21 protein-coding genes and 1 pseudogene are annotated in these 16,458 nt (G+C 56.1%); 9 read left to right on the forward strand and 13 right to left on the reverse strand.

Features of this window, described 5'->3' with window-relative positions; translation table 11 throughout:
• The first annotated feature begins 22 nt into the window (after positions 1–22).
• Complete coding sequence (locus FIL88_RS00905; RefSeq protein WP_142851944.1) at positions 23–1,126, forward strand: KpsE/RkpR family capsule polysaccharide export protein; 1,104 nt, start codon at positions 23–25, stop codon at positions 1,124–1,126.
• A 1-nt stretch (position 1,127) separates the two neighbouring features.
• Positions 1,128–1,802, forward strand: coding sequence for an ABC transporter ATP-binding protein (locus tag FIL88_RS00910; protein WP_142851945.1), 675 nt, complete (start codon positions 1,128–1,130; stop codon positions 1,800–1,802).
• Between the two features lie 276 nt (positions 1,803–2,078).
• Here the strand turns inward: FIL88_RS00910 and FIL88_RS17080 are convergent, their stop codons facing one another.
• The 5 genes and pseudogenes from FIL88_RS17080 to FIL88_RS00930 form a co-directional block, all read right to left on the reverse strand.
• Entirely contained in the window at positions 2,079–2,189 is a 111-nt protein-coding gene (locus FIL88_RS17080) for an iron chelate uptake ABC transporter family permease subunit (RefSeq protein WP_221931099.1), read from the reverse strand.
• Positions 2,190–2,282: 93 nt separating this feature from the next.
• Positions 2,283–2,372: pseudogene (locus FIL88_RS16890) on the reverse strand (integrase core domain-containing protein); the annotation flags it as partial.
• A gap of 83 nt (positions 2,373–2,455) precedes the next feature.
• Positions 2,456–2,854 (reverse strand): DUF6326 family protein, encoded by a 399-nt coding sequence (locus tag FIL88_RS00920; RefSeq protein WP_142851946.1) that lies wholly within the window; start codon positions 2,852–2,854, stop codon positions 2,456–2,458.
• A 48-nt stretch (positions 2,855–2,902) separates the two neighbouring features.
• Complete coding sequence (locus FIL88_RS00925; protein WP_142851947.1) at positions 2,903–3,526, reverse strand: class I SAM-dependent methyltransferase; 624 nt, start codon at positions 3,524–3,526, stop codon at positions 2,903–2,905.
• A complete protein-coding gene (locus FIL88_RS00930) occupies positions 3,523–4,188 on the reverse strand; it encodes a DUF2306 domain-containing protein (protein WP_185960801.1) in 666 nt (221 codons plus the stop codon). Before FIL88_RS00930 ends, FIL88_RS00925 begins: the two co-directional genes overlap by 4 nt.
• Positions 4,189–4,274: 86 nt before the next feature.
• Between FIL88_RS00930 and FIL88_RS00935 the strand changes: the two genes are divergently transcribed.
• Positions 4,275–5,168 (forward strand): LysR family transcriptional regulator, encoded by an 894-nt coding sequence (locus FIL88_RS00935; RefSeq protein ID WP_142851949.1) that lies wholly within the window; start codon positions 4,275–4,277, stop codon positions 5,166–5,168.
• A 291-nt stretch (positions 5,169–5,459) separates the two neighbouring features.
• On the opposite strand, the gene FIL88_RS00940 is transcribed toward FIL88_RS00935, so the two are convergent.
• Positions 5,460–6,110: a winged helix-turn-helix transcriptional regulator gene (locus FIL88_RS00940; RefSeq protein WP_142851950.1), complete on the reverse strand. Its 651-nt coding sequence runs from the start codon at positions 6,108–6,110 to the stop codon at positions 5,460–5,462.
• Positions 6,111–6,289: 179 nt separating this feature from the next.
• Here FIL88_RS00940 and FIL88_RS00945 point away from each other — a divergent pair, with 179 nt between their 5' ends.
• On the forward strand, positions 6,290–6,742 hold the full coding sequence (locus FIL88_RS00945; protein WP_142851951.1) for a low molecular weight protein-tyrosine-phosphatase: 453 nt from the start codon (positions 6,290–6,292) through the stop codon (positions 6,740–6,742).
• Here the strand turns inward: FIL88_RS00945 and FIL88_RS00950 are convergent.
• The 3 genes from FIL88_RS00950 to FIL88_RS00960 all read right to left on the reverse strand — a co-directional run bounded on the left by FIL88_RS00950 (position 6,739) and on the right by FIL88_RS00960 (position 7,686).
• The gene (locus tag FIL88_RS00950; protein ID WP_246066575.1) at positions 6,739–7,014 is read right to left on the reverse strand and encodes a hypothetical protein; all 276 of its coding nucleotides are present in this window, start codon (positions 7,012–7,014) and stop codon (positions 6,739–6,741) included. The two genes, FIL88_RS00945 and FIL88_RS00950, sit on opposite strands and share 4 nt — an antisense overlap.
• A 222-nt stretch (positions 7,015–7,236) precedes the next feature.
• Complete coding sequence (locus FIL88_RS00955; protein ID WP_142851953.1) at positions 7,237–7,416, reverse strand: CTP synthetase; 180 nt, start codon at positions 7,414–7,416, stop codon at positions 7,237–7,239.
• Between the two features lie 75 nt (positions 7,417–7,491).
• Positions 7,492–7,686 (reverse strand): CTP synthetase, encoded by a 195-nt coding sequence (locus FIL88_RS00960; RefSeq protein ID WP_246066576.1) that lies wholly within the window; start codon positions 7,684–7,686, stop codon positions 7,492–7,494.
• 186 nt (positions 7,687–7,872) lie between these two features.
• Here FIL88_RS00960 and lepA point away from each other — a divergent pair, with 186 nt between their 5' ends.
• From lepA to FIL88_RS00980, 4 genes are all read left to right on the forward strand, one after another.
• Complete coding sequence (gene lepA, locus FIL88_RS00965) at positions 7,873–9,672, forward strand: translation elongation factor 4 (protein ID WP_142851954.1); 1,800 nt, start codon at positions 7,873–7,875, stop codon at positions 9,670–9,672.
• Positions 9,673–10,075: 403 nt separating this feature from the next.
• A complete protein-coding gene (locus tag FIL88_RS00970) occupies positions 10,076–10,354 on the forward strand; it encodes a hypothetical protein (protein WP_221931101.1) in 279 nt (92 codons plus the stop codon).
• Between the two features lie 22 nt (positions 10,355–10,376).
• Complete coding sequence (locus FIL88_RS00975; protein WP_142851956.1) at positions 10,377–10,829, forward strand: hypothetical protein; 453 nt, start codon at positions 10,377–10,379, stop codon at positions 10,827–10,829.
• Between the two features lie 102 nt (positions 10,830–10,931).
• Positions 10,932–11,111 carry a hypothetical protein gene (locus FIL88_RS00980; RefSeq protein ID WP_142851957.1) on the forward strand — a complete coding sequence of 60 codons (180 nt, stop codon included), beginning with the start codon at positions 10,932–10,934 and terminating at the stop codon, positions 11,109–11,111.
• 37 nt (positions 11,112–11,148) lie between these two features.
• On the opposite strand, the gene pcaD is transcribed toward FIL88_RS00980, so the two are convergent.
• Genes pcaD through FIL88_RS01000 form a run of 4 tightly spaced genes read right to left on the reverse strand, consistent with a single transcriptional unit; the run spans position 11,149 to position 14,955 of the window.
• A complete protein-coding gene (pcaD, locus tag FIL88_RS00985) occupies positions 11,149–11,934 on the reverse strand; it encodes a 3-oxoadipate enol-lactonase (protein ID WP_142851958.1) in 786 nt (261 codons plus the stop codon).
• On the reverse strand, positions 11,935–13,134 hold the full coding sequence (locus FIL88_RS00990; RefSeq protein WP_142851959.1) for an endonuclease/exonuclease/phosphatase family protein: 1,200 nt from the start codon (positions 13,132–13,134) through the stop codon (positions 11,935–11,937). It lies immediately after the preceding gene.
• 25 nt (positions 13,135–13,159) lie between these two features.
• Positions 13,160–14,149, reverse strand: coding sequence for a threonine ammonia-lyase (locus FIL88_RS00995; RefSeq protein WP_246066577.1), 990 nt, complete (start codon positions 14,147–14,149; stop codon positions 13,160–13,162).
• Entirely contained in the window at positions 14,128–14,955 is an 828-nt protein-coding gene (locus tag FIL88_RS01000) for an alpha/beta fold hydrolase (protein WP_142851961.1), read from the reverse strand. The genes FIL88_RS00995 and FIL88_RS01000 overlap by 22 nt, the downstream gene beginning before the upstream one ends.
• A 147-nt stretch (positions 14,956–15,102) precedes the next feature.
• Between FIL88_RS01000 and FIL88_RS01005 the strand changes: the two genes are divergently transcribed.
• Positions 15,103–16,197, forward strand: coding sequence for an IS110 family RNA-guided transposase (locus FIL88_RS01005; RefSeq protein WP_142851962.1), 1,095 nt, complete (start codon positions 15,103–15,105; stop codon positions 16,195–16,197).
• The last annotated feature ends 261 nt before the right edge of the window (positions 16,198–16,458 follow it).

A 16,458-nucleotide genomic window follows, 5' to 3' on the forward strand; every position in this document is an offset into this window, starting at 1 on the left:
AGTAGCCCCCGGCGGGGTCCCAATGCGCCATCGCGTACTGGCTCTTGTATTTCTGGTTGCTGTCATACTTCCAACACTGCTGGCTTCACTATACATGTGGACATGGGCAAAAGATCAGTACGTCTCTACTGTAAGCTTCTCGGTGCGTCAGGAAGAAGCTGGGTCGAATGTTGCCCTCATGGGGGGGCTCGCTCAGCTTGGGGTTTCGGGTACATCTGCGGCCGATACCGACATTCTTTATGACTATTTGCAAAGTGAAGACCTTGTCGCCCGACTTGATGCGTCGATCAACTTGAAGGAACGCTTCTCGTCGGCATGGCCCGAGGACTTCGTCTTCGCATATGATCCCTCTGGAACAATTGAGAACCTGGCAGACTATTGGCAGCGCCAGGTTCACGTGTTGTACGACAATCAGACTAAGTTGATCACGTTACGAGTCCAGGCGTTCACACCCGATGATGCCCTTATCATCGCGGATGCGGCATTTGACGAAAGCAGTCGTACAATTAACCGCCTGTCCGACATCGCACGTCAAGATGCAACTCGATACGCCGGAGACGAGCTTCTGAAGTCGCAACAGCGTCTGACGGAAGTGCGTCAAGCTATGACTGCATTTCGTATACGTACACAGATCGTTGACCCCGTCGCAGATCTGGCGGGCCAAATGGGCGTGCTGACAAGTCTGCAGTCACAGCTTGCGCAAGCCCTTGTTACGTTGGATACACTTCTTGTCAGCGCACAAGAAACCGACCCCCGCGTAGAGCAAGCACATAGCAAGATCGACGCAATCAAAAAGCGAATCGCGGAAGAACGTGCAAAGTTCAGCGATGCCAGTCAGGGGGATAGTGACGAAAACTATGCCCACCTGATGGCTGAGTACGAAAAGCTTGCAGCAGATCTGGAATTTGCAGAGGTAACATACAGATCTGCCCAGGCAAACTACGACCTAGCCGTTGCCGAAGGCCAAAGGCAGTCCCGCTATTTGGCGGCCCACATTACCCCACGCATGGCACAAACATCCACCGTCCCAAATCGGATTCTGGTGGTCGCAAGCGTGTTTGGTGTTCTTCTGTTGGGTTGGGCAACTATGCTTCTGATTTACTACAGCGTCCGAGATCGCCGTTAGCATGATTGCACTTGATAATTTAACGAAGGTCTTTCGCAGGAACAATCAAACCACAGTGGTTGCAGACAGCATTTCTGCCGTTTTTCCAACAGGAGAATCAGTAGCGCTGATTGGCCGAAACGGCGCTGGGAAATCGACCCTACTGCGTATGATCGCTGGAACAGCGCTTCCGACATCTGGTAACGTCCGAAGCGACGGTACGGTTTCGTGGCCCGTGGGATACGCGGGCAGTTTTCACCCAGAGCTGACCGGCGCACAAAACGTCCGCTTTGTTGCTCGTATTTATGGTATCGATAGTGATGCATTGGTCGACTATGTTCAGGAATTTTCTGAGCTTGGTCACCATTATTTTCAACGTTTCGGCTCTTACTCGTCTGGAATGCGGGCGCGGCTTGCAATGGGAACGAGTATGGGCATCGACTTTGACACATATCTTGTCGACGAAGTGACCAGCGTTGGGGATGCCGTCTTTAGGAAGAAATCCCAGGTTATCTTTGCAGACAGAATGAAGAATTCCAGCGCGATCTTTGTGAGTCACTCGATGGGGCTATTGCGCAATATGTGTACAATGGGTGCCGTATTACATGACGGCGAGTTGAATATGTTCGACGACATCGAAGACGCCATCTCGTTTCATCACAAGCTGATGGGATTGAAGAAAGAAGAAGAAGGCTAAGCTTCTCGACTGCCGGGGGATATTGGCCACGCCGATTTCTTTTCGCCTTTTGGGGCGAAAGTGTCTGACGCTGACCCAGCACTTGATCCGGGCCGTTTAGATGTAGAATCCGTTCCTGTTTCTTTCTTGTGACTAGGGTGCGGCTAAGGCCTGCAGAGCGGAGCCTTTGCGCAGCTCAAGCGAAGCAGGCCGGGTTGCACGGTTCCAGCCATCGCTGATCCCCCAGTTACGGGGCAAATCTATCCGAATGTGACATCAGAGAAGGATAGAGTCGGATCAGCCATGTCGCACCTGACGGAATAGGAGAATGAGAAAATAGGGAGCCCCGATCAACGCCGTGACCGCACCAGTCGGGGTTTCCAGTGGGTAGACAGCAACGCGGGCCACGATATCTGCCTCAGGACCAAAGAAGCTCCAATCATAGGGGTAATGGTCAGCAAAGGAGCAGCTCGTAATCCAACCATGGCTCGTGCGATACTTGGCGGAATGGGGGCGTTTGTGATTGTAGAACTCGGCCCACTTCCCGACGCCTGCTTTCGCTTCTGATCCGGTTTCCCAGGCGTGTTGATAGCCGTCAGGGTGAAGGCGCGGACTTCCCCCTCGGACAATCCGATTAGACAGGGCCGAGTTGTCGGCAACGAACCGACGGTCCCCTACGAAGCGGCACGGTCATGCACCGGCCACGTCCACGCGGTCCATAGAATTGCCACCATCGCGATAAGCTCGATGACAAGGTGGAATGTGTCATCCATATCTGTCGGCGCGGACGCAAACAGAGTCCCCGTCGTGATGATCGCTGCAAGGATTGTGACGGGACGGCCGATCTTGCGGGTCAAAAGCAGCGAAAAGAGCACCATCGAAATCGGGACTTCGACGAGGAAGCCGCCCAGCAACATGAGCTCATCGGTGACCTCAATCCCGTTGTAAACGCCTGTCAACAGCATCTCTAAATGCGACGCGAGGACGTATTGGTGAATGTCGCGAAAGATTATGTTGAGCAGAATAAATAGCCATAGAGCCGAAAGTTTGGTCCTTGTGTCGATTGTTATCATCAGAATGGGTCCTTCAGTTGCGACGGATAGGAATGGTGATCGAAATGTTCATTCGGCGGGTCGGTGAGCGACGATGAACGGGCTGGTGTGGTTCTTACCAAAGTGCTTGATTTGATCTATTTCGAACCCGGCGCGGGTCAGATGGTCGGTTAATTCGACTCGGCTTATGTTGTTCACCTTTGGCGCAATCCGCGCCGTCGTGAGCAAGCGCACCATCAGTTGCATCCCGCGGGGGGCATCCATTAGGCAAACCGTTTTGGATATAAAGTAGCCACCGGGTTTCACCTGACGGAACACCGCTTCCAACACTTCGGGTATATTATCCACGAGGTGTAGGAGGCTGAAGGCGCAAACAGCATCAAAGGGATACCCTTCGATTTCTTGCGATGCCTCGGCTTGGAAGAAATCCAATTTTCCTTTGGCGAATTCATTTGACCTTGCCCGTGCGATCCGGATCATCTCAGCAGAAATATCGGTCGCGGTGACCTGTGCTGCAACTTGCACGATCCTTCTTGCCGTACCGCCTGTCCCGCAACCAATCTCAAGAACGCGATCGGTCGGGCGAAGGAGCGCCGTGATGTGTTGCAGTTTGTCTTCATATGCGGCGGAATCGGCGATGGGTTTTTGGGCGTATTTAGGGGCTTTTCGATCCCAGAAAGCTTGGGCGGTCATGATGTTTTCCTTTGTGGGTTAAATATCCGGGGCGAGGTTGAGAGCGCATGAATCCACCACTCCGCGAATGCGATATTGATGGCAAAGCCAATCGTGATGAGACTGGTTGCGCTTTGGGGCGTAAGCGGGCCGATAGCCCCCAGCCAAATCCCGATCACCAATGCTTGTGTTGATCCAGAGACGGCCAGTGCAAATGCGCGGATCATCCACGCCCGATGCCTGACCACATCACTTCGACGAATGGCTGCAACCGCCGCGATGATAGAGACAACTAATGCAGCGGCGAACCCGACACGCACAATGTCCAGCGTGAGCGTGGCAAGCTCACCCCGCGGATAGGCAAGAATGAGCCACATGCCGCTTGCCCCAGCTATGACGCCCGCCACCATCGCGACTTTACCAGCTGTGCGATGCCATGCGCGATAGCTCGCCCATAGCTCTGGTGAAAACTGGACCGCCGCTAAGAGCAGGAATAACGACCCGCAAAGAATATGTACAACTAGTATCTCCCAGGAACCATCAAAGCGCGCAACGTTCGGATCTTGTGCAGCGTCTTGGTTGCCAATCGAGATCAATCTGCTGGCGGAGGACATGAAAGGTAAGAGGCTCAGCCCGATGAGACGTAACGGTATGCGCCAAGCGCTTGGAATGGGGTTTCGCATTTGCATTTCTCCTTGGTGTGGAGAGTAAGCTATGCGCTGCGGAGATATGAATTGCGGAAAATCGTACTTTAGCTATACATACTTGTATGAACTGGAAAGCGATGTCCTTTGATTGGAACCAAGTTCGGGCATTTCTTGCAACCGCAGAGACAGGCTCGTTCAGTGCTGCTGCGCGCGTCCTAGAGACCACCCAACCGACGATCGGCCGGCAAATCACCGGACTGGAAGAGAGCCTTGGTGTTACGTTGTTCCAGCGTAGCGTCCGCGGCCCCGTCCTTACCGAGGCGGGCCGGGACCTGGTGGATCATGTGCGGCTTATGGGGGAGACGGCGACACTCATTTCGACAGTTGCCGCGGGACAATCCCAAGAAGTAACAGGCGAAGTTTCCGTCTCGGCCACCGACCTGTTTTCGGCGGCCATTCTTCCCGCTCTCCTGGGTGGCCTTCGCGAGGCTGCGCCGGGCATTCACCTTCGGATCGCGGCATCAAATGATATCTCTAACCTTCTGCAGCGCGAGGCCGACATCGCGATCCGTCATGTCCGTCCCAGTGAGTCCGATTTGATCGCGCGACACGTAGGTGACATGCGCGCGAACCTATATGCGGCAGCTGAATATCTAGACAAAGTCGGACGGCCGCGTACATCACGTTCCCTCGCCGATAATGCTTTTATTGGCGGTCGCGATTGTGACCAGCTGGTTTCGACCCTACAGGATAAAGGAATTCCCGTGCGCCGAGAAAATTTTGCGTTCTCAAGTGAAAACGGGGTTGTGCAATGGGAGTTGGTCAAGTCTGGTCATGGAATCGCGTTCATGCCAGAGTTTCTAGGGGAAACGACGCCCGGTGTGGAAAAGGTTTTTCCTGACTTGCCGTCATTAGACTTCCCAGTCTGGTTGGTGACGCATCGCGAGCTCAGAACCAGTCGTCGTATTCGCGTCGTGTTTGATCTTCTCGCGCGGGAGCTGGACAAAGCGATGTGAGCCGCGCCCAAGGAAACCGCGATCAATTGGAGCCTTTCGCCTAGTTTGCGGTGCGGCATAGCTGACGAGGCGTCAGCTAGCGTTCAGGTAGTAAGGAGCATTCGACATCCGGAACCAGAAAGGGCAGCGTTTTGAGACCTGTTGCAATCTGTCGAGAACATGACCGGGAATTAGGGACAACAAGTCGTAGATTACGTCAGTGTCCAAACATTGTAGAGTAGCTCAGCCCCCTAGCGCGCTGTGGTGTATCACACCTGCGAATGTGCCGCAGAGCACTAGATCGGATAGGAGTCATTTAAAGCCACCGTAGATATCCATCGCCTTTTGCAGAAGATCAAGCAGGGCAGCCACTAGTAAGGGATCCTGCGCGATGATTTCGCCTTGGGCCGCAAAATTGGCAAGCCGTTGATCGCCCCTTGCGACAGCCTCTAGATCTCTCCAGGAAAAGCCAAGTCGGACGGGGGCCAAAGGCATTGGACCTGCAATCATGGCGGCCTGACCTTGCGAGATGATCAATGTAAAAGGGGTTTCGTCCAGCCAAATTTCGGCGCGCAGCTCGTCCAGCGGGCCAGCAGCGCGTTCAATCGCTCCCGTCAAGATGGCAATTCGGGACGAAGGAAAACCTGTTTGGACGGCGTTTTCGGGGGTGGGAATGTCTCGTCCAAACCGTGCCAGCTCAAACAAAATTCCGCGTGTCGCCTGTCCACGTTCTGTCAGCGCATAGATGCGCCCGGATTTTGAAACTAACCCGCCCTCAACCAGTTCGGCCAGTCGGGCTGAAAGCATATTGGTGGCAATCCCGGGTAGCCCATCGCGCAGCATGCCAAAACCAGAAGGGCCTGCGTGTAACTCGCGCAGGACATGTAGAGCCCAACGGTTGCCCAGAAGATCAAGGGACAGGGAAATAGGACAGCTTAACGAGTAAGGTTTGGCACGCGACATAGCGCGCTTTTGAAGCAGCTCTTAAATGGCCGCAAGGGCAGATCCGCGCGATAGGCGAATCCGCGCCCGTTCCTGACAGTTGACGCGCGGCTACGCTCAGCACGCAGGTAAGGGATGCGGCTTCACAATCTGACTGCGCGCAAAAAGGTGACAGCCCTCCTGCCAACTGTTAGAATCTCATTATGACACGTGTACTATTTGTCTGCTTAGGCAATATCTGCCGCTCCCCAAGTGCCGAGGGAATTTTCCGCGATCTTGCTGCCGAGGCAGGGCTTGCAGTCTTGACCGATAGTGCAGGCACCTCGGATTGGCATGTGGGCAGTGCGCCCTATGCGCCGATGAAGGAAGCCGCCCTGGAACGCGGTTTCGACCTGTCCGACCTGCGCGCCCGCCAGTTCATAGCAGGTGATTTCGACCAGTTTGATCTGATCATCGGCATGGATGACAGCAATCTTGAAAATATCGAGCGTCTGCGACCCGCTGGATCCCAGACGCCGGCTCGAATCTTCACCGACTTCGCGCCTGAAATCGGTATGGACCACGTTCCCGACCCTTACTACACTCGCGATTTCACCCAGACACTGGACCTGGTGCAGGCCGCGTCACGCGGTTTGATCAAGCATTTGTCTTAACCGCAGTGGCGGGTCACGATGTCGCCGAACTGTTTATATTTCAGCCAGAACTTCTCGTCCGTACGACGGTCCGACTGGCGTGTCGCCTGACTTTTATGCGGGTCTTTGAAGAACTTTGCCACCTTCGAGCGTTCTCCGCCCGACAAGGTTGCATTGGCGACATCCTGAATACAACTGCATAGGCGTCGCGTTGCATTGGGGCGATCCGCCTTCATACATGCCCGTTCGATCGTTCCACCATAAGCCGCCGGGCCGGGCAACATCGTAGCCATCAAAGTTGCTGCAAGAACTGCTCGTCTCATTCCATTATCCCATAGATCTGCCTGTCCGGGTCTTTTGCCCGATTTTGACCAGAGCATATCGTGCTTAACAATACGTTGCAATTTTCTTAGATCGGAAAACTGCGACTAGATATCGGAAGGGGAGCGTTATCTGTAGCGTGTGGCGGCGCTTAGACTAGAACTACGCCGCCGCCGATCTCTAACGTTGGGATTCTAGCCATTGATTTGTTTTGCAACGAACCATGAAATGGGGATGGCTACGATAAATCCAGAAATCGCTGCATAGGTGATGGGCTGAGCGGTGTCCAATCCGACAGTTAGTGCCGCGACGATAAAAATCCCAGCGAGTGTTGCCCCTAGCAGGATGTAGATGACGGAAGCTAGACGTAGCATGGCATTCTCCTTTTTACACAATCGCTATTATGCGTGAGTTGTGGTCCGGTTTTTGCGACGCCTCTTTGATCCGGATCAACCGCCCATTATTACGCGCGCGACAAAATAGCTCACAGGTAACCCGACGATGAATCCAAAGGTCGCTGCGCCAATCAAGGGCCATAGACCGGACACCCCGTTCACCAGTGCGATGACCACCAGCACAGATGCCAGTGTTGATCCGATGATCCCGTAAAAAGTCATGATGATTTTGAGCAGCGGAGAGCGCATAAAGAGCCTCTTTTTGTGAGGCATAGCGGATTGTGTTTGCTGTGCCCATGCATTCTTCGCAAGCTGCGTCAGAATGACAGCCTGTATTGCATTAACTCGTCAGATGTTGTTGCAACACAAAGCAGTTTGCGACGGCTGCAGCGATCTGCCTTGACCAATCCCCAAATCCCTTTAATACGCTGAACCATGACCGACCTGAAACACATCCGCAATTTCTCGATCGTGGCGCATATTGACCACGGTAAATCCACGTTGGCTGATCGTCTCATCCAAGAGACGAACACAGTTGCCGACCGGGACATGAAAGAGCAGATGCTCGACAGTATGGATATCGAGCGCGAGCGCGGGATTACCATCAAGGCCAACACCGTGCGGATCGAATACTCGGCGGATAATGGCGAGGACTATGTCCTGAACCTGATCGACACGCCCGGCCACGTTGACTTCGCCTATGAAGTCAGCCGCTCGATGAAAGCCGTTGAGGGGTCGTTGCTGGTTGTGGACTCGACCCAAGGGGTGGAAGCGCAGACGCTGGCCAATGTTTATCAGGCCATCGACGCGGATCACGAGATTGTGCCAGTTCTGAACAAGATCGACCTGCCCGCGTCTGACTGCGACCGCGTGGCTGAGCAGATCGAGGATGTGATCGGCATCGATGCCTCCGGTGCCATTCAGGTGTCCGCCAAAACCGGGCAGGGCATCCGCGAGACGCTGGAAGCCATTGTCAACGAATTGCCCGCCCCGCAGGGCGACCCCGATGCGCCGCTGAAAGCGATGCTGGTGGACAGCTGGTACGATGCTTATCTGGGCGTGATCGTTCTGATCCGCGTGATCGACGGCAAGCTGAAAAAGGGCGAGCGGATCCGCATGCTCTCGACCAATGCCGTATACCCCGTCGACCGCGTGGGCGTATTCACGCCCGAGATGCAGCCCATCGACGTGCTTGGCCCCGGCGAGATCGGCTTCCTGACCGCCTCGATCAAACAGGTGCGTGACACCCGTGTTGGCGACACGGTCACGCACGAAAAGAAAGGCACCGAAGACGCGCTGCCCGGCTTTAAGCCGGCCCAGCCTGTTGTGTTCTGTGGTCTGTTCCCTGTCGACAGTGCCGAGTTCGAAGACTTGCGCGATTCCATCGAAAAGCTCGCCCTGAACGACGCGTCCTTCAGCTATGAGATGGAGACCTCGGCCGCGCTGGGCTTTGGCTTCCGCTGTGGCTTCCTTGGCCTTTTGCACCTTGAAGTGATCCGCGACCGGATCGAACGCGAATACAACATCGAGCTGATTACCACCGCGCCCTCGGTCATCTATCACGTCTACCAAAAAGACGGCACGATGATCGAACTGCACAACCCCGCTGATATGCCGGATCTGTCGATTGTCGATCACTTGGAAGAGCCGCGCATCAAGGCGACCATCCTTGTTCCCGACGAATATCTGGGCGACGTGCTGAAACTGTGTCAGGACCGCCGCGGCATTCAGATGGACCTGACCTATGCGGGTTCGCGCGCGATGGTGGTCTATGATCTGCCGCTGAACGAAGTTGTCTTCGACTTCTATGATCGCCTGAAATCGGTCACCAAAGGCTATGCCAGCTTTGACTACCAGATGCTCGGCTATCGCGAGGACTTCCTTGTGAAAATGTCCGTCCTTGTGAATGACGAGCCGGTGGACGCGCTGTCAACCATGGTGCACCGAGACCGCGCGCAACAACGTGGCCGCGCCATGTGCGAGAAGCTGAAAGACCTGATCCCGCGCCACATGTTCAAAATCCCGATCCAAGCGGCCATCGGCGGCAAAGTCATCGCGCGTGAGACTCTGTCCGCGATGCGCAAAGACGTGACCGCGAAGTGTTACGGCGGCGATGCGACCCGGAAGAAGAAACTGCTGGAGAAGCAGAAAGCGGGTAAGAAGAAGATGCGCCAGTTCGGCAAGGTGGATATCCCGCAGGAAGCGTTTATTAACGCTCTGAAGATGGATGATTAAGAATGAAAATGGCCGCGTCAGCGGCCTTTTTCATTCCGTGCGCGGCAGCGAATTAGGTGCAATTGAAAATTGCACCAGTGGGCGGCAGCGAATTGCGCAGCAAATCGCGTGCCCACTCCCTCACAACTCCATCCCACTAGCCTCCCACCCGGAGCGCTAACCCGTCGGCCCATCCCACCCCCCCCCGTCCGGCTGGGAAGCCGGACAACGCCCGACCTTCCCCATGGGAGGGCGTCTTGCCCACCCGGGGTCAGGCGATGTCCTCTGTACATTTGTGCTATTTGGGGTTGATTGATCTGCCCCATTTGGGTGAACTGAGCCTATGTTGACAGCATTCAAATCAATATCACCTAAACCACTCGAAGGAATTGAGTTTCCGCAAGAGTATCTCCGCCTCAAACGTTTGGGATTTTCAGATCTAGAGCCGTGGTATTTCCTAGATGGGGAAGAGCTAAACCACGCTCTGACTGGCCTAAGACAACGTTATCCGGACCGGACACTAACCCCGTTCGCCCGACGTCAGGACAATGACGATACTGCGTGTTGGGATGGGCGAGACAACAAGACTGTCTACATCATTCATGATTTCGCGTCAGTTGGATACGAAGAACGCGAAACCTATGATGGTTTCTATTCATGGCTTCGAGCGGCAATTGAAGATCTGATCGAGTTTGACAGCTGATTGTGCGTGAAAGAGTTGATCTATGGTAAAAGCATTGCTTTCGGTCTTGGTACTAAGCTTGGCGATTGTTTTTTCGCTCTACCTTTTCAACCCCGAGCCGGAAGCGTGGTCGTCAGATTTTACTCAAGACAGCTATACCGAAGCACGCACTAAATTAGGCCCACCAATCTATACACATGGTTTGCTGTATGAGGACGAGGAATTCACAGCGATCCCGCAAGACTGGGTAGGTGAACCCGGTAAGACACCGATGTTCTTCTATGACGTTTGGATCGCTGGATGGGAGGTGGGGGACTTTTTGTTCTTCCCCAAGGTGCTGGCGGTCGAGTACTCGCGTTTTCTTGAGTATTGTAAGCACAAAGATACGCCCAATCCTTGCGATGAAAAAAACATTGTCACGAGGTTAAGGTGGTTATGGATGCGGCCTGCTGATGCGGACAAGTACGAGTATGGGGTCTCGGGATTCAAAATCTAAGGCCACTCGGAGTGAAGTTGGGTGTCGTATCCCCCCGAACTCCCATCTTCCCTCCCCTCCCAATCCCCCCTATAGCTCCCTCACCCAACCCCGGAGCCCCACATGACCTGCCCCCTCTGCGCCTCAGACGCGCCTCTCTCCTCCTTCCCCGTTCCCGGCGGACCCGTTGACGCCTCGGCTGATGTCTGCGCCACCTGTGCCGCTCAGATCGACGGCACGCCCGAGGACGCCCATTGGCGCGGGCTGACGTCCTCGATGTGGTCCGAGGGTGCGGCGGGATAGGTGTTTTCTGCCCGTGCTGAAAACGATGTGGGGTTTTCTAGACGTGACCGATAGAGCGAAGAAAGTCGGTCAGCAGCGCGGCGTATTCGGCAGGCTTTTCAACCGGGGACATATGTCCAGTGCCGCGGATTAGCTCGAAGCGTGATCCTGGGATCAGACCCGCCGTTTCGCGCACCATGTCGGCGGGGGTCGAGCCGTCTTCGGTCCCTGCAATCGCCAGCGTGGGCAGACGCAGGGCAGCTGTGCTTTCGTAAAGGTCCGTGTCCGCGATGGCTTCCATGCAGCCAAGATAGCCCTGAAGCGGCGTGGCACGCATACGGGTGCGGGCGTCTTCCAGAAGCTCTGGGTGATCCCGCGCGGTCGTACGGGAAAACCAGCGTTCAATATTGGCGTCTATTCCGCCATCGCGCACCGCTTTGATGCGATCTTCCCATTGCCACGGCGTTCCGATCTTCGCGGCAGTGTTCGAAATCACCATCCCGCGCACCAGATCCAACCGCTCGGCTGCCAATCCTTGCGCGATGATGCCGCCGATTGACAGCCCGACAAAGACGCAGCCCTTCACCCGCAACGCGTCCAGCGTTGTGCCCGCATCGCCGACCAGATCGCCCATGGGATACGGGCCCTCGGGGCAAGGGCTTTGGCCGTGCCCGCGCATGTCCATGCGGATCAGGCGCAGGTGATCGGGCAGGGCGTCGACCACCGTGTCCCACATGGTCAGGTCGGACCCAAGCGCATGTGCGAAGACCACGGGGGGACCATCCTTGGGGCCGCTTTCCACCGTGTGAAGCGTGATGCCATGTGAGGCAGGAATTATGAACATTTACGCGTCCCGTAAGGTCAGATGCGCCATGATCTGCCCGTGATCTGAGGCCAGCTTGTTATAGGGGGCTTCGGGGTGCGAACCGTCGGTGATGTGGTCATTCAACACACTGAAATAGGTCATATCCGCGATGCGGGACGTGTTGTCCGGGTGGAAATGGCGGCTGAGGAAAATCTGGTCGATGCTTTCAAACACGCCCCCAAAGGCCGAGGTATAGACCATGTCACGCAGGGACTTCCGGACGAACAGCTTCTCGGCGGAATGCAGGCGCACCGCCTCGATATCTTCGGTGATCTGCGCGCTTTCTTCGCGGGAATAGCGGTCGCGGTCGGTCTTCGCGTCGTGCCGCAGCATCCATGCGTAGTTCTTGAACGGCACCTCGCCCGAGATGATTTCCGAGCTGACGGCGTGTTCGCCATCGTTGAAATCGCCCATGACGGCGACAGGGTTTCCTGCGCGCAGTTCGTCCACCACCAATTTGCGTAGAACCCACGCTTCGGCCATCCGACGCATGGCGGATCGCGCGGCCCCAAGGGCGCGGCCCACGGGATCGTAGTTGGTCAAATCCACCTCAGGCGCGAATTCGGCACCTTCTGGTCGGACGAATTCGCCCAGTTTGGACTTCAGGTGACAGTTGAAGATGGTGATGACCTGATCCCCGATGGGCACGCGAACCTTCAGGATCGGGCGTGACAGGCGGGACAGGGTGTAGTGTCCTGCGTCGCCTTCGTCCCCACGCAGGGCAGGGAAGGGGATGGTCAAAGGCTCTGGCAGATCCTGAATGATCTCAGGCGTTCCGACGAACCCAAACCGCGACAGGACCGCGACGCCGGGGCGGCGGTGGCCGGGTTCGCCGTCTGCTGCGTTGGCGGCAAAGGCCAGCCCATCCTTGGGCCAGGGTTTCACCGCCAGCTTGCGAAAGATCGCCTTGCGGTGATAGCGCTTGCTTTCATCCGGGATGGTGGCAGCGTTCAGGTCATGTGCACGGGCGTTTGCCTCGCCAATCACATCCAGCAGGGCCTCTTCTTCGAAGATTTCCTGAAAGCCGATAATGTCGGCGTCCAGCGACATCATTTGATCGGCCATCCAATCACGCTTCCATGCGTATTCCTCGGGCGTGTAACGTTGGAACTGGTAATATTCCTGGTCCGCGCCAATCAGGTTTTTGACGTTGAACGAGGCAATCGTGAAATCGGTCATCGGGGTCTCCGGTCAGGGACAAGGGTCAGGCAAAACGGTTCAGGGCATCGGCAAACAGGGGCGCGTCGACATTGCCCCCTGATACCACTACAATAACCGCGTCGCCTTTGATTTCTAGCGGTTGAAACAGGGCGGCGGCCAAGGCAACTGCGCCGCCGGGTTCGATGACCAGCTTCAGACGCGTGAAAGCCAGCGCCATCGCGCGCAAGCAGTCCTTGTCAGTTACCACAATGCCCGCACCGCATAGGCGGGTCATGACTGGGAAAGTCAGGTCACCGGGCGCGGGGGTAAGGATTGCATCGCAAATCGAGCCACTTCGTTTCTCATTGATCTCGATCTTTTCGGCGTGAAGAGATCGGGTGACGTCATCGAAGTCCGCGGGCTCCACGGGGCGAACTGTCATGTCCGGCGCGTCATGCTCGAGGGCAATGGCGATGCCTGCAGTCAATCCGCCACCGCCACAGGGCACCAGAACCTGTGCGTTGCGGATGCCTGCGTCGCGCGCTTGATTTGCGATCTCAAGCCCCACGGTTCCTTGACCTGCGATCACATCTTTGTTGTCGAAAGGTTTGATCAAGGTGAGCCGGTGTTGTCGCGAAAGGTCGGCCCCGATCTGGTCGCGATCTTCAGTCATCCGATTGTACAATACGACCTTGGCACCCAGTGCGCGTGTGTTGTCGATCTTCAATTGAGGCGCGTCCGACGGCATGACAATCGTCGCTGGTGTCTGGTTTTGGCGCGCAGCTAGCGCAATGCCCTGCGCGTGGTTGCCGGACGAATAGGCAATCACGCCCAGCTCTCGTTGCTGGGCGGATAGCTGAGAAATCGCATTATGCGCCCCGCGATATTTGAAACTGCCCGTGTGTTGCAGGCATTCTGGTTTCACAAACACTTGCCGCCCTGCGATCTCGTCCAGAAAGGGCGAGGTCAGCAGCGGTGTGCGTCGGACATGGCCCGCATTGCGGCGGGCAGCGTTGCGGATCTCGTTGATGTTCATTGCATCTTCTCTAGCCATGCGTTGAGTGTGGCAAGGCCTTCGGGTTCGTCCAGAAAGGGGACATGACCGCGATCAGGGACTTTTGCATAGCCCATATCGGGGCGCCGCCTGCGCATTTCGGCGACCGTCTTGTCGCTTAGAAGGTCCGAGTTTTCACCATGGATCAAAGCCAGCGGCAGGCCCTCCATCGCGTCAAAGAACGGCCAAAGGTCCGGGGCGGGTTGCGCGCCAGCAGCTTGAACCGCCTCGCGTAGGGCCGGGTCATAGCGATTGGTCAGGCCTTGATCGTCCTGCTCGAACAGATTGTAGCATTCCTCAACCCAGCGCTCGATTGGTACGTCATTGAAGCCGAAATTGGTCATGAGTTTCGCACGTGCATCGGCGGCGTCTTCGATGGTCTTGGCGGCGGGTTTGCGCCCCAGATACCCCATGATGTTGTCCAGCCCGTGCTGCGCAAGCTCGGGCCCAATATCGTTCATACAAACACCCAGAAGCTTGTCCTTCACAGTCGCGGCAAGCCCCATGGCGATCAGGCCCCCACGCGATGTGCCAAGGATCGCAGTTTTGTCGATCCCTAGATGGCTCATCAGGGACAGCGCATCCAGTCCCTCCTGCGGCACGGTATAGGTTGTGTGATTACCCCAATCAGACCGCCCACGCCCGCGATAATCCATGCGGATCAAACGAATACCCTTCAGGTGCGGCGCGACGAAGTTGAAGTCATCCGAGTTCCGCGTCAGCCCGGACAGGGCCAGAACAGGCAGGCCTTCGCCCTCGTCCTGAAAGGCAATTTCAAGGCCGTCGTTGGCGGTGAATGTTTGCATATTCCGATCCCTGCTGCGTGTTTAGGCGCAGTAAGCCCGAGAACCGGAATGGGGTCTAGTGGGACCTCGCATAAAAAATACCATGCTGGACGGCGGCGCGGTTGACTGCTGCGATGTCGGAACATTCCAAACAAAGGAGTTTCCAGCATGGTAAAGAAAGCAACACGCATTTCGCGCTTTGTGGCGGCAGTTGAAGATCAGCCTGTCGTCGTTGGCCTAGATGTTCACAAGAAGACCTATTCGGTTGCGCTGTTTTCCAAAGAGGACGGGTTGGTAGAGAGTTACACCTGTCCGTCAGGTGAAGCGGCACTGGCTCATCAACTGACAGAACTGGGTATTAACTTAGAGCACATAGTTTATGAATCCGGCCCTACCGGCTTCGCTCTGTCGCGGGTTTTGACGGATGCAGGTTTTGATGTGTCCATCATCGCAGCTTCGCGCATTTCTCGCGGATATGCAGCGGCAGCGAAGAATGACCGTTTGGATGCGGTGAAGCTGGCAACCTATTATGCCCGTGGGTTGCTACGCCCCATCGCGGTCCCGACTGTAGAGCAAGAGGGCTATCGCGCCTTGGTGCGACGGCGCAAACGGATCGCAGAAAGCAGGGGTAAGATCAAACAGAAGATCAAGGGTTTCTTGCTGGCGTCCGGCATTGATGAACCGGATAGCATTCAGAAGTGGTCGCTGGCGGCATCCGCCGACTTGACCGCGCTCGATGTGCCGCCGCAACATCACATGGCGCTGGCCTCAATGGTGCGCGAATACCTGTTTCTGTTATCGGAAGACAAGATGCTCCGCGCAGAGATCCGCACTGCCACCAAACGGATGCACCCCGAACCTTATAAGCGCCTGACCTCTATCGTCGGTGTGGGGGAGACTGCCGCGACAAGCTTTTTGGCCGAGCTATTCTCGCCAGAGAGGTTTAACAGGCCGGAAGAAGTAACCTCGTATCTCGGGCTGGCCCCGGTGGTCAGCCCGAGCGGTGGCAGTGCAGCCCGGGCCAGGATCAAGCCCGTGGGTCAGAAGCGTCTGCGTGGCATTCTGGTTGAAGCGGCATGGCAATGGACGTGGCGCGATCCGGAAGCCAAGGAACTCTACAATCGACATTTTGCGAAGCATGGGATCGGGCAGAAGGCGATTGTCGCCGTCGCCCGTAAGCTCGCAACCAAGCTTTGGCGCTTGGCGATGGAAGCACGGCCCGCGTCAATGGGGGATGCTGCGAGCGGGGCTCGGTCGGCATAACCGACAGTAAAAAAGGGCAGCATCCCCATCAACCGGCGCGTACCGAAAACGGTACTTGGTGACCTTACATCATCCTGTCAGGCACGAATAAGAAAAGGCTTACGCAAGGCCGGTGAACAGTTTTGGTTTGGCCTCCGAACTCGGTGCCTTTGACAGGCACCGTGAGCTTTGCTGCGGCCAATGCCCAATGTCTCAGGTGCGGGACTTTGCTGACGTTCACACCGCTGATCCGAATGGCCGGTATTATTTGGGTGAAGTTGT

It is taken from the genome of Aliiroseovarius halocynthiae, from assembly GCF_007004645.1.
GTDB lineage: Bacteria > Pseudomonadota > Alphaproteobacteria > Rhodobacterales > Rhodobacteraceae > Aliiroseovarius > Aliiroseovarius halocynthiae.

What these genes read in the sequence shown, in the direction of transcription:
- lepA (WP_142851954.1), top strand. Translation starts at nt 7,873, where the DNA reads ATGACCGACCTGAAACACATCCGCAATTTCTCGATCGTGGCGCATATT.
- FIL88_RS00950 (WP_246066575.1), bottom strand. Translation starts at nt 7,014, where the DNA reads ATGGCTACGATGTTGCCCGGCCCGGCGGCTTATGGTGGAACGATCGAA.
- FIL88_RS00925 (WP_142851947.1), bottom strand. Translation starts at nt 3,526, where the DNA reads ATGACCGCCCAAGCTTTCTGGGATCGAAAAGCCCCTAAATACGCCCAA.
- FIL88_RS00905 (WP_142851944.1), top strand. Translation starts at nt 23, where the DNA reads ATGCGCCATCGCGTACTGGCTCTTGTATTTCTGGTTGCTGTCATACTT.
- pcaD (WP_142851958.1), bottom strand. Translation starts at nt 11,934, where the DNA reads ATGTTCATAATTCCTGCCTCACATGGCATCACGCTTCACACGGTGGAA.
- FIL88_RS00955 (WP_142851953.1), bottom strand. Translation starts at nt 7,416, where the DNA reads ATGCTACGTCTAGCTTCCGTCATCTACATCCTGCTAGGGGCAACACTC.
- FIL88_RS01000 (WP_142851961.1), bottom strand. Translation starts at nt 14,955, where the DNA reads ATGCAAACATTCACCGCCAACGACGGCCTTGAAATTGCCTTTCAGGAC.
- FIL88_RS00980 (WP_142851957.1), top strand. Translation starts at nt 10,932, where the DNA reads ATGACCTGCCCCCTCTGCGCCTCAGACGCGCCTCTCTCCTCCTTCCCC.
- FIL88_RS00920 (WP_142851946.1), bottom strand. Translation starts at nt 2,854, where the DNA reads ATGATAACAATCGACACAAGGACCAAACTTTCGGCTCTATGGCTATTT.
- FIL88_RS00940 (WP_142851950.1), bottom strand. Translation starts at nt 6,110, where the DNA reads ATGTCGCGTGCCAAACCTTACTCGTTAAGCTGTCCTATTTCCCTGTCC.
- FIL88_RS00990 (WP_142851959.1), bottom strand. Translation starts at nt 13,134, where the DNA reads ATGACCGATTTCACGATTGCCTCGTTCAACGTCAAAAACCTGATTGGC.
- FIL88_RS00960 (WP_246066576.1), bottom strand. Translation starts at nt 7,686, where the DNA reads ATGCGCTCTCCGCTGCTCAAAATCATCATGACTTTTTACGGGATCATC.
- FIL88_RS00930 (WP_185960801.1), bottom strand. Translation starts at nt 4,188, where the DNA reads ATGCGAAACCCCATTCCAAGCGCTTGGCGCATACCGTTACGTCTCATC.
- FIL88_RS00910 (WP_142851945.1), top strand. Translation starts at nt 1,128, where the DNA reads ATGATTGCACTTGATAATTTAACGAAGGTCTTTCGCAGGAACAATCAA.
- FIL88_RS00995 (WP_246066577.1), bottom strand. Translation starts at nt 14,149, where the DNA reads ATGGCTAGAGAAGATGCAATGAACATCAACGAGATCCGCAACGCTGCC.
- FIL88_RS00975 (WP_142851956.1), top strand. Translation starts at nt 10,377, where the DNA reads ATGGTAAAAGCATTGCTTTCGGTCTTGGTACTAAGCTTGGCGATTGTT.
- FIL88_RS01005 (WP_142851962.1), top strand. Translation starts at nt 15,103, where the DNA reads ATGGTAAAGAAAGCAACACGCATTTCGCGCTTTGTGGCGGCAGTTGAA.
- FIL88_RS00935 (WP_142851949.1), top strand. Translation starts at nt 4,275, where the DNA reads ATGAACTGGAAAGCGATGTCCTTTGATTGGAACCAAGTTCGGGCATTT.